The sequence below is a fragment of the Streptococcus phocae genome (assembly GCF_001302265.1).
GTDB lineage: Bacteria > Bacillota > Bacilli > Lactobacillales > Streptococcaceae > Streptococcus > Streptococcus phocae.
Genome location: NZ_LHQM01000028.1, coordinates 14,546 through 27,921, shown reverse-complemented (window position 1 = coordinate 27,921; position 13,376 = coordinate 14,546). Strand labels below are relative to the sequence as shown.

Annotated in this window: 13 protein-coding genes, 1 tRNA gene and 1 other RNA gene; 8 read left to right on the top strand and 7 right to left on the bottom strand. The window is 37.7% G+C overall.

The features are described from left to right. The 7 genes from AKK44_RS06365 to AKK44_RS06335 all read left to right on the top strand — a co-directional run. Positions 1 to 414, top strand: a 414-nt coding sequence (locus AKK44_RS06365; protein WP_152911076.1) for an LPXTG cell wall anchor domain-containing protein, incomplete at its 5' end; no start/stop codon positions are given. Positions 415 to 592: 178 nt separating this feature from the next. Continuing rightward, entirely contained in the window at positions 593 to 784 is a 192-nt protein-coding gene (locus AKK44_RS08925; protein ID WP_054278991.1) for a hypothetical protein, read from the top strand. A 245-nt stretch (positions 785 to 1,029) separates the two neighbouring features. Further along, positions 1,030 to 1,896, top strand: coding sequence for a hypothetical protein (locus AKK44_RS06355; protein WP_054278990.1), 867 nt, complete (start codon positions 1,030 to 1,032; stop codon positions 1,894 to 1,896). Between the two features lie 537 nt (positions 1,897 to 2,433). Next, a complete protein-coding gene (locus AKK44_RS06350) occupies positions 2,434 to 3,321 on the top strand; it encodes a hypothetical protein (protein ID WP_152911075.1) in 888 nt (295 codons plus the stop codon). Positions 3,322 to 3,427: 106 nt separating this feature from the next. Next, complete coding sequence (locus AKK44_RS06345; RefSeq protein ID WP_054278988.1) at positions 3,428 to 4,300, top strand: helix-turn-helix domain-containing protein; 873 nt, start codon at positions 3,428 to 3,430, stop codon at positions 4,298 to 4,300. Positions 4,301 to 4,433: 133 nt separating this feature from the next. Further along, positions 4,434 to 4,712, top strand: coding sequence for a hypothetical protein (locus tag AKK44_RS06340; protein ID WP_054278987.1), 279 nt, complete (start codon positions 4,434 to 4,436; stop codon positions 4,710 to 4,712). 107 nt (positions 4,713 to 4,819) lie between these two features. Beyond that, entirely contained in the window at positions 4,820 to 5,431 is a 612-nt protein-coding gene (locus tag AKK44_RS06335) for a hypothetical protein (RefSeq protein ID WP_201777506.1), read from the top strand. 229 nt (positions 5,432 to 5,660) lie between these two features. On the opposite strand, the gene AKK44_RS06330 is transcribed toward AKK44_RS06335, so the two are convergent. The 6 genes from AKK44_RS06330 to AKK44_RS09440 form a co-directional block, all read right to left on the bottom strand. Further along, a tRNA-Lys gene (locus AKK44_RS06330) sits at positions 5,661 to 5,733 on the bottom strand. Continuing rightward, positions 5,734 to 5,927, bottom strand: a non-coding RNA gene (gene ssrS, locus AKK44_RS08755) — 6S RNA. Between the two features lie 83 nt (positions 5,928 to 6,010). Beyond that, complete coding sequence (locus AKK44_RS06325) at positions 6,011 to 7,285, bottom strand: replication-associated recombination protein A (protein WP_054278986.1); 1,275 nt, start codon at positions 7,283 to 7,285, stop codon at positions 6,011 to 6,013. A 1-nt stretch (position 7,286) separates the two neighbouring features. Continuing rightward, positions 7,287 to 7,868, bottom strand: coding sequence for an aminodeoxychorismate/anthranilate synthase component II (locus AKK44_RS06320; RefSeq protein WP_054278985.1), 582 nt, complete (start codon positions 7,866 to 7,868; stop codon positions 7,287 to 7,289). Positions 7,869 to 7,882: 14 nt separating this feature from the next. Then, positions 7,883 to 9,646 (bottom strand): aminodeoxychorismate synthase component I, encoded by a 1,764-nt coding sequence (pabB, locus tag AKK44_RS06315; RefSeq protein WP_054278984.1) that lies wholly within the window; start codon positions 9,644 to 9,646, stop codon positions 7,883 to 7,885. 656 nt (positions 9,647 to 10,302) lie between these two features. Further along, positions 10,303 to 10,437 carry a competence regulator inhibitor paratox gene (locus AKK44_RS09440; protein ID WP_456293379.1) on the bottom strand — a complete coding sequence of 45 codons (135 nt, stop codon included), beginning with the start codon at positions 10,435 to 10,437 and terminating at the stop codon, positions 10,303 to 10,305. A 74-nt stretch (positions 10,438 to 10,511) separates the two neighbouring features. Between AKK44_RS09440 and AKK44_RS06310 the strand changes: the two genes are divergently transcribed. Continuing rightward, on the top strand, positions 10,512 to 11,762 hold the full coding sequence (locus tag AKK44_RS06310) for a hypothetical protein (RefSeq protein WP_054278983.1): 1,251 nt from the start codon (positions 10,512 to 10,514) through the stop codon (positions 11,760 to 11,762). A 586-nt stretch (positions 11,763 to 12,348) separates the two neighbouring features. On the opposite strand, the gene AKK44_RS06305 is transcribed toward AKK44_RS06310, so the two are convergent. Continuing rightward, on the bottom strand, positions 12,349 to 13,320 hold the full coding sequence (locus AKK44_RS06305) for an Abi family protein (RefSeq protein WP_054278982.1): 972 nt from the start codon (positions 13,318 to 13,320) through the stop codon (positions 12,349 to 12,351). Between the last annotated feature and the right edge of the window lie 56 nt (positions 13,321 to 13,376).

The following is a 13,376-nucleotide window of genomic DNA, read 5'->3' as shown; positions in this document are numbered from 1 at the left end:
CCAGAGGCACCAAAAGCTCCTGAGACAATGCCAGAAGCGCCTAAGTCGCCAGAGGCACCAAAAGCTCCTGAAACCAAACCAGACGCTCCTAAGTCACCAGAAGCACCAAAAGCGCCTGAGACAATGCCAGACGCTCCTAAGTCACCAGAAGCACCAAAAGCCCCTGAAAAACACAGCCTGCCTTGGACTGCGCTGACTCCAGCAACTCCAATCCCAGGGCACACAGACAAAAAAGACGCTCCTAAAGCACAAAAAGCAACAAAAGCGTCTGCACCAATCATGCGCCAAGACAAGAAAGCAGTCTTGCCATCTACTGGTGAGCAAGCTCCAACAGGATTCTTCACCGCAGCAGCTATGGCAGTTCTTGCAAGCGTCGGTGCGCTAGCCTTCTTACCAAAGCGCAAAGAAGACTAAACCCTCAATATAACATTTGTTCATCATCTTAACAAAAAGCCTGACACTTCACTTGGAAGTTCAGGCTTTTTTGGCGTCAGATAAACGAAAAGAACGAGAAACAAACCAGTGATTGTTTAAAAAAAGCAGAGAAAAGGATATAATAGTCACAAGTATAAGGTTTTAGGAGGAAGGTAACATGACGCGCCTCAAACAGTTCATCAATGATTATTCAAAATACTATATTTCGGCGGCGATGGTTGCTATGGATTGTCACCTTTTTGATATCTTGGGACACCCTCTTTTTTGGAATCCCAATCTATCTTTTTATCATGAAAAGGGTCTTTGTGGCAATCGGCTTAATCACCATCGCCATGGGCGTGTTGACTAGAAAACTCAGCCTACTGATATGGGGCATGGTATTTCTCTATGCCTTTTTGATCAATCTCTTTTTACTATTTGCCGTCTTGCCGATTTTTTAGGGAACTAGTCGGTGCTGACTGATAGGTTTGCGATTGGAAGCTAGTAAAAGGTCTGGAAAAACGGTTTATGACATGATATAATGGAGCTGTTAGCAAACAGCTTGAGTGAGAAAGCCCTCGGTTTGTTTTCAAAGCCAAGGAGATTGGAGAAACGATGATGAAAAAATCTTTGTTAGCGCTGGCGACAGTTGCTTTGTGTTTAGTGTCCATTGGTTCAGGGACTATTGTGGCTGATGAGGCAGCGGGTCATGTCTCTGCAGTAACTCAAACGGATAGCGTATTAGACTCTATTTCAACGTTTACTGGTTATGAATATGTAGGATTACCTCCAGAGTTAACCGTAGGTCAAGTTGGACAGGTAAAACGTCCAATGGATCATTATTTAGCTAAAACACAATACTCTTTTACATTAGAGAGTTCTGATCCGAGTGTGTTGAGTTTTGGTGAGAACGGCGAATGGAAAGCACTGAAACCGGGGAAAGCTGTAGTAACATTTGGTCTTTCTGATCCTAGTAAGAATCCTAAGTTTAGTAATGAATTGAAGCAATTAGGACTAAGCACGAATTGGCGACTTCAAGAGATTTATATGGAGCCAGTTACAGTAACGGTATCTGCCAATACGAACGCTATGTATCGTCTTTATAACCCTAATTCTGGTGAGCATTTCTATACCGCTGCTCTTGGAGAGAAGAACCATCTATCAGCAGTTGGTTGGCATTTTGAAGGGATTGGTTGGCATGCTCCTATCCTCGGAGAGCCTGTTTATCGTCTTTACAACCCTAATAATGGCGACCACCATTACACCGTCTCAAAAGGCGAACACGATGTTCTAGTCACACTCGGCTGGCGCTCAGAAAATATCGGTTGGCACTCAGGCGGCACTATCCCAGTTTATCGCCTCTATAATCCAAACACACGTGGTGCAGGGAGTCATCATTACACCACCTCCAAAGACGAAGCCAAACACTTAGCCCGTGTCGGCTGGCATGATGAGGGCATTGGCTGGTACGCAGAAAAATAGCACTTGTTTTCTATATTAGGGCAATATGTTTCTGCATTGCTGCGATGTTAGGTTTTTTCAATAGAACCACAAGTAATTTGTTGGTTGCAGTCTTTACATGTTGAGGTTCGGGATTGGTGGCTATTGGTGAATCATTTGCTAATAAATATAAGAAGGATACGTCTGATAATTCTTCAGACCATCAAAATAGCTAAAAATAACAGAGGAACAGTAAACCAAAAAAGGTTTGCTGTTTTTGATTGCTCAAATTTAATAATAAAGAAAAACCTATTTCTTAGATAGATAAAAAGCGAGTGCTATCAGATTGCTAGAAATGAACAAGATAATAGTCCTCGTCAGGTGACGCTTGCAGAAATGATTAAAAAGCAAAAAAGCTTTTAAATAAAGGTTTTTTTGCCATTAGAATTTTAAAAATTTAGTACTGGAAAAATAATGTCGGAAAGCTAATTAGTGTGTAAAAATGATTCTATTTGGAACACAAATCAAAATGTTATAATATATATAAAAGAATTTTCAAGGGATATTAATACGCTAATTATGAGAAAGAAATATTTAAAAATAGCATCAATTTATTCAGCTTTATTTATCATAACTACTTTTATCATAGGGTTAATCATGAAAGCAAGCAGAATTTCAATTATCGGTGGAAGTACAGACGCATGGCTTAACTATTATAGTTCAATTTTGGGAACAACCTTAGTTGTCTTTGGAACTTATTTTATTTCTAATAGAGAATTGACGATAGAAAAAGAAAAGGAAAGAAAAGCAAATGAGCCAAGGTTAAGGTGTGTAACTAGTGAAGTTGAACTTGAGATTGGAGAGTCTATTCTTTACGAACAGATAAAAAATATAAATCCCAATTCAGTCCATTATTCAAATAAAAGCATAAAAATTTTAAATTTAGGCAGAAATGCCATCACTGATATCAAATATTCTTTTGAAATACTAAACTTTGACAAAATTATTAAATATATTGAAGATAATGACTTAAATCAATACACATTTAGTTCAATAAGAAAAATGAAACTATTTAAAAGTGATAAAGGCTATTGGTTACAAGTAAAAGGTGCTCAAGTATGGATTGAAAAAGATGTAAAAAAGGAAAGGTATTTAGAATATCTTTTACCTAATAATGAAGAAAACATCTTTTTACCATTAAATCTTATTTATTTGCAAGTCTATAGAACATATTTTAATATGCTGTGGAATATTGGCTCGGCTGTAGAAAATCTTTCAAAAGATTTAAAAATACCGGAACCTGTTGTTCGATTGCATATAGAGTACACAGATCATTTAGGAAGAGTAAATAATAAAACGACTTTATATAAGATTACTACAATATGCTATACAAAAAATGATAATTGGGAGGAGAAAAATACGAAACAAATAATGTCATACATGGTTTTTGAACCACAATTGAAATAATTTTTTCGCTTAAGTCTTCCATTTTCCTGAGTCAATTAAACACACCCCCTTTCAAACGTTCAGACCGCAGTGCTTTTTGCTATAATAAAGACAAAGGAGATATGCGATGTTTGATACTACTGATATGGGAGCTTTAATAAAGCAAATGAGACAGTCAAAAAAACTCTCATTAAAAGATGTTGCAGGGGATTACCTGTCTGTGTCGTTTTTATCGAAATTTGAACGTGGAGAATCCGAAATATCCTTGTCACGATTTCTATGCATTCTCGACAATCTAGATGTCAGTATAGCAGAATTTTACGGGATGTTATCCAAAGATAGCCCGACAAAAATCGATGCCTTATTAGCAAAGGTTAGTAAAGCTTTTCAGCAAAATAACATACCTGCCCTTAAAAAATATTATGCAGAAGAAATTAAAAACTATCAGTCCACTTCTAAAAAACCATTTTTATACAATGCCATAATGATTGAGTCTTTTTTAATATCAGTTACTGGTGCTGATGTAAACACTAAAAATGTTGAGATTATTTCGGATTATTTATTTGATATAGATCAGTGGGGAAAAAGAGAACTGATAATTTTAGGAAATAGCATGTCCGCTGTTCCCACGAATACATTACATTTACTAATAAAAGAAATAGTTTACAAAACCACATTATTTGGAAATAATGAAGAAAACAAGAAAGTTAAAATTGATATTATTTTAAATGGTATCTCTATTTTTCTAGATAGAAAAGAACTTAATTATGCCAAATATTATATTGACGTCCTTGAAACGAATGCCATCCCTGAGGTCTATCTCTACGAAAGAGTTGAATATAGTATATTACTAGGAACGTATTGGATACTCTTAGGCAAAGTAGAAAGGGGTAAGAACAAAGTTGAATCAGCTTTAGACTGCTTGAGGCATTTAGGTGCCGAAAGTTTACTCTTAACAAGAGAAAACGATTATCAAGACTTATTAAATTCCCTTATATGACAATTTTTTTAAGAATGAAACTCCTGCTGTTAGACTAGAGATATCATCTAGCAGCAGGAGTTTCGTTTTAGCGCAACTCCTACAACTGTAACATGTGATGAATGTAAAAAAACAGATTTGAGGGAATGACACTATGAAAAAATATATTTTGAAATATAAATGTCTAAATGTTATGCATATTATTTTAATAAGTTTTAAATCTGCATGTTTAATTGGAGCATCAGTAACTCTGTCAATGATGCTAAATAAACTAGTATCAAATGATTTTACAGGTTTCCTTGTATGGTTAGGGATTGAGATTGGGCTTTATGTGTTATTTTTAGCAGATACCTATCTCGTAAGTGTCCATCAAACGAAATTGATTCAAAAAATGAGTCTTTGCCTGAGGGATGATTATATATGTGGAATATAATATTAATAGGCTTTTTTATATGTGTTGTATTTGAAAAAGTTCATATTAAATTATCAATTTTAGTGATAAAATATAATAAAAACAAGTTATCAAGAAGGAGATTTACAATGACAAACATATCACCGGAATTAATTTCTCTAGGTACTAGTTTAGGAGAATTAGCAATTAAAAGCACTGTTAGTGCTATTACTCAAAAAATTAAAACCGTAAAAACTTCAAAGGATATTAATGAAGTAAGAAAAGTTTATGATGAAGTGGTATCTGAATTAATAAATGAAAGACAGGAAGCAATTAGAATAGCTCAATCATATCAGTCTGAGTTAGAAAGAGTTCAGATTAGTGATGAAGATATAGATCATTTACATAATACTGTAAATAGGATAATAGAAATTATATCAAAAGCACAGACTAATTCTATTAACCCAAATGACAGAGAAGCTTTAAAATCAGCTTCTGAACAAATAGACTCGTATAATCAATTTAAAGAATTAATAGATGTCGATACATTGAAAACAATGCAACTTTTAGGGTTTAACTACAAAGAAGCTATTGGAGGGCCACTTACTTTAATGATGAAAAACTTTATATTGAGTAAGGTGATCTCTCCGAATAATGATGTAAAGGATATTTTAACACCTGAAATGGTTGAAGTGTTAAAAAGCAAAGTTGCTTATGAAAATTTTTTCAAACTAATTGAAAAATATAATAACCAAAACTAGGTATTTTTTATTATTTAATTACCCATTATCCAAAAAAATATATTAATTAAGTTTCTATTTGAGATATAATTATTTAATAAGTTAACTAGTCTATAGGCGTAATTAAGATGAATAAACTAATCAAAAATTGAGGAGTTAAACATTTTTTTTGAAATAGCAACAAATTTCGCAAAAAATCTTCTTAAGATAAGCAAAAAAGCCTTTGGTGAAAGGCTTTTTTTATGTATGATGCCCCCTACAGGGCTCGAACCTGTGACCCATAGATTAAGAGTCTACTGCTCTACCAACTGAGCTAAGGAGGCTAGAATGCTGTATTGGCACCGCTGATTCACGTATTGTATTGATCCCGCACATTATAGACAGGTGGGTAACGTGCTTCTCTTCAGACTGCTTCCGCGTGAAACGGCTTGCACACTAGAGATAGACTTTGTTTCCCGAAAATACAAAAAGATAGTCGGTCAACACTTAGATGTGAATTCGTATGCCACAGCACTATTTCTATGCTTTTATGATACCACTTTTTCAGAATTTTTCAAGTCCTAAACACAAAAAATGAAATCGTTTGCTGAAATGGTGGGGCTAATTTTTACTCGAAAGCTTATCAATTCGCTCTTTGTTAGCGCCTAGAGCACGTTCGTATTTTCCGGTCTCATTTGGATCAAAATAGTTCTTGTGCGCCAGTTTGTCGGGCAGGTACTGCTGGTGGACCCATTTTTCAGGATAGTCGTGAGGGTAGCGGTAGCTTTGAGCATTGACTAGTTCTTTACTGCCAGCGTAGTGGCCATCTCTGAGGTGTCTAGGGATGGGGAGGTTTCCAGATTGCCTGAGGTCTTTGAGGGCGGCGTCCATAGCGGTGTAGGCTGAGTTGGACTTTGGGGAGAGGGCTAGGTCAATCACGACATTTGCAATCAGGATACGCGCTTCTGGAAAGCCGATTTTTTGAGCAGCCTCTAGGGCGGTCACGGTATGTATCTGGGCATCGGGATTGGCAAGGCCGATATCCTCATAGGCGATGACAATTAGCCTTCTGGCTAGGCTCTGCAAGTCCCCAGCTTCGACCAGGCGAGCAGCGTAGTGGAGACTGGCATTGACATCAGAGCCACGGATGGATTTTTGCAAGGCAGACAGGATATCATAGTGGGCGTCGCCATCTTTGTCCATGGTGATGTAACTGCGTTGCAAGGAATTTTGCACCGTCTCGAGGTCAATGTGACGGTTTCCCGTCTCATCAGGAGGCGTAGACATGACCGCTAAATCCAGAGAGTTGTAAGCGGAGCGCAAGTCTCCGTTGGTAGCCGTTGCAATCAGGTTAAGGGCGTCCTCGTCTAAGGTCACGTCAAAGGCAAAGCCGCGGTCTTTATCTGTAAGGGCTCTATTGAGTGCGTCCTTGATGTCCGTATTTTGCAAGGGCTTCAGCTCAAAAATCTGCACACGGCTTCGAATGGCAGGTGTAATGGAGAAAAAGGGGTTTTCAGTGGTGGCCCCAATCATGATAAGGGTACCACTTTCAAGAAGTGGCAGTAGAAAATCTTGCTTAGTCTTGTCGAGTCGATGGATTTCATCAAGAAGTAGCACAAGGCCTCCTGAAAAGTTTGCCTCATCAGCGATTTCTTGGAGCCGTTTTTTGCTGTCGACCGTGGCATTAAAAGTGCGAAAGGCATACTGACTTGTGCCTGCAATGGCACTGGCAATCGAGGTTTTTCCAATACCAGGTGGACCGTAGAGGATCATAGAAGATAGCCTTTTGGCCTCGACCATGCGGCGGATGATTTTACCTTCGCCAACCAAGTGTTTTTGGCCAATGACCTCACTGATGGTTTTGGGGCGCATTCTCAGCGCTAGATGATCAGGCATGCTAGTTCCTCCTTTTATAAGTGGCAACCACGTCCATAAAGTTGGCAATCATGGCCATGCCGTTTGGTGTGCCGATGCTTTCGGGATGAAATTGCAGACCAAATAAGGGCAAATTACGGTGTTCAAAAGCCATTATCTCACCATCTGTCTCATCTGTCGCAGTCAGAACAAAATCTTTTGGCAAATGATCCACAACAATAGAGTGATAGCGCATGACCGTCACTTTCTCCTCTAGCCCTTGAAAGAGGCTGGACGAGCTACGAGTGGTGATGAGGCTTTGTTTGCCATGCATGACTCGCTTGGCTAGGCGAAGTTTGCCTCCCAGGATCTCAGCGATTGCCTGATGCCCCAAGCAAATGCCCAGGATTGGTTTTTTGTCGTAGAACTGTTTGATGAGGTCAGGCAGTTGATTGGTTTCTTTTGGCCAACCAGGTCCTGGAGAAAGGACCAAGGCGTCTGCTTCATTTGCCTTGTCAAAGAGTCTGGGGTCTTGATTGTTGAGGACGAGAACCTCGTCAAAGCGGTTGAGGTATTGCACCAAATTATAGGTGAATGAATCGTAATTATCAATTAAGAGTATCATAACTTCCTTAGGGGTTAGGGACGCTTGTGGTGTCCGTGATGAGTAGGCGCTAAGCTAGCGTCGTCAAAGGTTAATTGGTAAAGACCGCGCACACTGTTGCCACCAAAAACGCCATCAGCTTTTTTTAGGTCTGATAGGGTCAGTTTTTTTTCTTGGGCCAAGCCCTTGTCTAGCAGGTCCTGGCGCAGGATGCCTGGTAGGATGCCGACGGATACCGGTGGGGTGTAGAGTTTTTGGTGGATTTCCACAAAGAGATTAGCCATAGAGGTTTCAAGGAGCTGTCCGCTAGGAGAGTAGTAGACCTGCTCGTGTTTACCAGTTTTAAGGTGAGGCCGATAGCTGGTTTTAAAATACGTAAAAGGCGTCTGTGTGATGTCTTTTTGCTGAAGGACTAGCTGTGTATTCAAAAACTCTTGGCTCAGCTCGACCAGTGGGCTATCTGCTAGGATTAGCTCGCCTGTTTTTGTTAGCTCAATAGTCAATCGGTAGGTCTGATCATCTTTTTCCTTGAGATAAGCCTCTAAAAGGCTTTTCAGTTGTGCTTCGTCGTAGGGATAGGCGAAATAATCAGCTGCCTCGCGGAGTCGTTTGAGATGCTCATCGTAGAAGGTGATTTGCTTTTTGTCTACTCGAGCTGTGGTTTTGAGGGTAAAAGGGGTCTTCTGGCGGTAGAGGAAGGCTGTTTTTTGCTTGATTTCCTCAAATTCATCCTGCCAACGACTCTCCCAGGTGATGCCCCCTCCGACTCCGTAGATGGCCTGGTCGCCACTGAGTTGGATGGTGCGGATGGCTACGTTGAATATGCGGCGACCATCAGGTAGGCAGATGCCAATACTACCACAGTAAACGCCACGGGGGTTTTGTTCCAGTTTTTTGATAATAGCCATGGTTGCCTGTTTTGGGGCGCCCGTGATGGAGCCGCAGGGAAAGAGCGCTTGTAAAATATCCATGAGGCGCATCTGCGGCTGAAGGGTGCCTACGATGGTTGAGGTCATTTGCCAGACGGTCGAGTAGCGCTCTAGTTGGCACAATTGACTGACAGAGATGGAGTCTGTTTGGCAGATTTTTCCCATGTCATTGCGCAAGAGGTCGACAATCATCATGTTTTCAGAGCGGTTTTTAGCATCTGACTGCAACCAGTCGTGCTCGTCTTGATCTGCTTTGTGGTTGACCCCTCGTTTTGTTGTTCCTTTCATGGGGCGCGTGGTGAGTTGCTGACCATCTTGTTTGAAAAAGAGCTCAGGGCTGGCAGACAAGACGACAAAGTCATCGTGAGCCACGTAGGCATTGTAGCCGGCAGCTTGTTCGATGACTAGCTTATTATAAATGGCTAGGCTGTCCTTGTGATTGAGCTCTTGGCTGAGTTGAATGGTGTAGTTGACCTGATAGGTATTGCCTTGCCTCATCTGGGCATGGATATAGTCGATGGCCTCTTTGTAGTGGCTTTTTTGCGTGGTGCTGACCCATTGGTTGGGAATGGTGATACTTTTGTAGGTACTAGGGAGTTCCTCGATGGTACAGTCCTTGTGGACAGTAAAATAGGCAAGGTAGCCATTGCCTAAGGTGTCTTGGTGGACGGATAGTCCTTTGTCAAAAAAGGGCGCTGCTTCGTAGCTCAAGTAGCCGACCACATAGTAGCCTAGCGCCTGAAAGCGGTCGACCTCTTCAATCACCTGACCGACCTGGTCCAGACGATGGGCGACCAATTCTGTAATGGGGTCTTGGAAAAGGTAACGTTGCCCCAATTCTTTAAAATCAATAATTGTTTTCATGTGCATACTCAAATTATATCACAAGTCCCCCTGACAGGTAGCGCAAAGCACCTGTTTTGGGTCACTTATTAGACAGACCACAGAATCTGTGACCTCCCTAAAAAAGCTCCCTGGACACAGTCCATACCAGACTTTTGGGGCAATTGGCAAAAGACGCTTTTTATTTCTAAAAAGATAAGGTATACTTGAGGTGATGGGAGTTTTCCCGACGATACAGCAAGCTTAGGAGCTTAGGACTTGCTCCCGATAAAGTGCCTAAAAGGCACACGTTTTAGAAAGAAAAGGACACAATAATGGCAAAATATGGCTTTTAATTTGTGCTATTTTATTACATTTTTATACAGTCGTTTAAACTTGATATTATAGGCTTTTAGACAATTTTATCATTTCATATATTAATATACTAGTATACATAAGGTACATAAAAAACGAGTCTCACAAGCAAGAAAAAAAGCACCTTTCAAGGGGTGCTATTTTTTATCTAACTCACAACAGAGAAAGTAGTTGATTATTTAATACATGATTTAAAGATATTTTGATAAAGTTAAATAATCTAAAAATCCTTTAAAATCAATGTTTCAAAATTATGTTTTTTAAATAAAGTTGAACGAATTTAAAAAAACTTCTATTTTTTGCCCCATAAACTAAACCTGACTTTTTTATTACACTAATTCTGTTAACATGCCAACTACTTTTTCTGTCGTCACAGTTTCATGCCTTATAACCTCTTCATTAGGTAATACGTAATCAAATATTAATCCGTTTTTACGCACCAGAAAAACCAAAAAACGAACGATCTTATGTTAATTTTTGAAAAAATTAACATTTTTTGTTACACTGAAACCCAAAAAAAAAAGAAGAGGGTTTTTTTATGAAAAAAAAGATTTTAGCACTATTCCCGATTGTTTGTGGAGCTGTTTTAACGGCTAGTTTTAGTACAACAAACGCATTAGCCGAAGTTGGAACAATTCAATCAACCCAATCAATAGATAATAACCAAAAGCAATTCCAAGACATCAAGGGAACGCATATCATCATGAACGTAACAGTTGTTGATGAAGATGATAATCTAAGACTTGTTCCAAAATACTTTGAATTCAAAATCGAACCAGGCAAACCTCTAACAAAAGAAATGCTTATCGAAAAAGGACAAGAATTAGTTAACAGCGTTGCACCAAATGAATATAAAGTTGTTGATATTTCAGACGATACTAAAATATCAATCAGCTTAAAAGGATACGAACAAAGCCATCTAATAAAAAATGGTGACTATACCATTCCAAATCTAACAAAAACGGTCAGTAATCCCGGTTTTCAGTTAGAAGGACGTCTAATTGTTGAAGATGCAATTATGCCTGTCAATTTAAAACCAAAGAAAATGGTTGATAAAATCGAATACGAACACAACGTAACTTTTTTCAAAAAAGATGGTTCAAAACTAGTGCCAACAGGTGTCATGAAAAAAGCTGATTCCGGATCTTTTAAAAGTGGGGATGTAAAAACATCAGATGAACTGTTTGATAAAGCAAACGAAGCTTTCAAACAAACGCCTGAATATAAAGCTGGTTATAAATTAGTTAAACGTCTCACAGCCGATTTAACAACTGAAACTACTGAACATAGTACTTTGTTCAATGAAGAAACAAGCGGTGACCTTGATTTCACACACACATTCAATGGCTATCGTGATGAAAACAAACATGATTTATACTATGATTCCATTTCTGAAACCTATTATATTTCAAAAAATGGTGATGATTACAACAAAAACGTAGACTCAAATGAACAGTTTATAAATATTAAACTTGTTGATGAAAATGGGATCGTTTTAAAAACAGACAAACTGGTTAGCTTCACAGAAGACATTGTGAACGATTTAAAAAACTATGTTAAAGAGACAGGTGTTGAAACCTTTAATCAAAAAGATGGTTCAACATATCAATTCACAGGAGATATTGGTAAAGAATCAGATAAAACATATATCATAAAATACAAACAAAACAACAAATCACAGCAGCAAACTGTTGAATATGGAAATAATTTTGTGAATATATCGTTTGATTCAAATCCATACGGAATCTATAATGTTAAACAATACCAATCTTCTCAACACTTAAAATAAAATAATCCAAATAAGACCAAATCGATATTCTTTTGGACATAATCATGGATTAAGCTTATTTAATACCTTTTCAAGACATAATCAATTTCAAAACATATTTAGTTTTTTCTAAATCTATAAATCAATATCCCTCCACTTGTCAAGTCGAATACAATAAATCACTCATCTAATTAAGTCAATACAGCAAATGGAATTACAACCAACTATTAATATGGCGGAATATTCGAAAACAATCCTGTCGCTGAAATAACTGAAGACCTCACCGACAATGAACCCGTGGATGAACCAGTAGTGGATGACGAAGAAACATTTGAATCTACTGAAGAAAGTAATGATGATGACAAACAATTGTTTATGTAACAGGTAACGGCCAATCAAAAGCATATTGGTATAAAAAAGAAAACATGTCAGAGAGAGTTAATCTCGACAAAGTTGTTGAAATGACTGAACAAGAGGCTTTAGCTAGAGGTAAGCACCACTCTTCTACAGAAAAAGATTAAATAACGCAAAAAAAACGCCCAGAAATTAATCTGAGCGTTTTTTCATTTATTAGTCGCTAGTGTCAGGCGATTCTTGCTAAAAATTTCTATTTTTTTGAATTTGTAAAAGCAGTATACTTTATCCCATTAATCATTGCTTTAACAGAATCATAATCTTTAAATCCTAAAAGTTTTGCCCTACTGTCATCTTCTTTACAGAGAGTCTTCAAACTAGACTGTATCTTTCTCCATTGATATTTGGAATTAATAGTATTTACGAGATAGACTACAATAGCAATAATAACGGATAACTTATTAGAAGGTTTAGTCACGTTCTGTTTCATTATTACTGTATCGATATATTTTCTCCATTCTGAACGAAGTTTAGGCTTTGTTGTGATTTGAATATCCAGTACATTTGAATTATGAGCACATACATTTCTTATGAAATTCAAACATTTAAGCCATGAAACAAGTTCTTCTGGTGTACAACTGTAATATTGACAAATCTGTTTAATGTTCTTCTCGCTCATGATTGTTAAGATTGAAACGATGTCACCAAACATCAATAAATCAATAGCAAGCCACACTGTTGGGAATCCATCTGGATCAAGGTTAATTGATTTTTGTAACTCAGTTAGTTGAGATTTTCTTACAGTATTCAATAAATTCTTTTTAATATAAAATTGTCTTTTTTCAATATCATATTTTGTAAACTTATTCCTATTAGCCCATGAAGAGAAATTTAAATATCCAAATGCTCCATATCTATCCCCCAAAACAAAAGAAATTTTTGTTTTAATAGATACTTCAATTTTTTCAATAGCATGCAGTAGATAGATTCTTAAATTTTTATCCTGATAATATCTTGCCAAAACTTCTGCAAACTCAATATTATCATATAAAATATCCTGCTCCTCACCATCTTGTTGCTTTATTTCAAGTGGTTTCGCAAATTCTTTAATTCTATAATAACTGATGTGCTTGATTTTCTCTACATCATCAGCTTTAACAATTAACCCACGTTTTTCAAATAACCTAATTTGATCTTCCCATGTCAAAGCTAAAGGTTGCTTCATAACTCTCCTAACGATATAAAAAAAGCCCCATATCAGAACGTATCTGCCTTTAAAGG

Bases quoted from the DNA above. Each gene is read 5' to 3' on its own strand.
- AKK44_RS08925 (WP_054278991.1), top strand. From the start codon at position 593: ATGACGCGCCTCAAACAGTTCATCAATGATTATTCAAAATACTATATT.
- AKK44_RS06355 (WP_054278990.1), top strand. From the start codon at position 1,030: ATGATGAAAAAATCTTTGTTAGCGCTGGCGACAGTTGCTTTGTGTTTA.
- AKK44_RS06350 (WP_152911075.1), top strand. From the start codon at position 2,434: ATGAGAAAGAAATATTTAAAAATAGCATCAATTTATTCAGCTTTATTT.
- AKK44_RS06345 (WP_054278988.1), top strand. From the start codon at position 3,428: ATGTTTGATACTACTGATATGGGAGCTTTAATAAAGCAAATGAGACAG.
- AKK44_RS06340 (WP_054278987.1), top strand. From the start codon at position 4,434: ATGAAAAAATATATTTTGAAATATAAATGTCTAAATGTTATGCATATT.
- AKK44_RS06335 (WP_201777506.1), top strand. From the start codon at position 4,820: ATGACAAACATATCACCGGAATTAATTTCTCTAGGTACTAGTTTAGGA.
- AKK44_RS06325 (WP_054278986.1), bottom strand. From the start codon at position 7,285: ATGCCTGATCATCTAGCGCTGAGAATGCGCCCCAAAACCATCAGTGAG.
- AKK44_RS06320 (WP_054278985.1), bottom strand. From the start codon at position 7,868: ATGATACTCTTAATTGATAATTACGATTCATTCACCTATAATTTGGTG.
- pabB (WP_054278984.1), bottom strand. From the start codon at position 9,646: ATGCACATGAAAACAATTATTGATTTTAAAGAATTGGGGCAACGTTAC.
- AKK44_RS06310 (WP_054278983.1), top strand. From the start codon at position 10,512: ATGAAAAAAAAGATTTTAGCACTATTCCCGATTGTTTGTGGAGCTGTT.
- AKK44_RS06305 (WP_054278982.1), bottom strand. From the start codon at position 13,320: ATGAAGCAACCTTTAGCTTTGACATGGGAAGATCAAATTAGGTTATTT.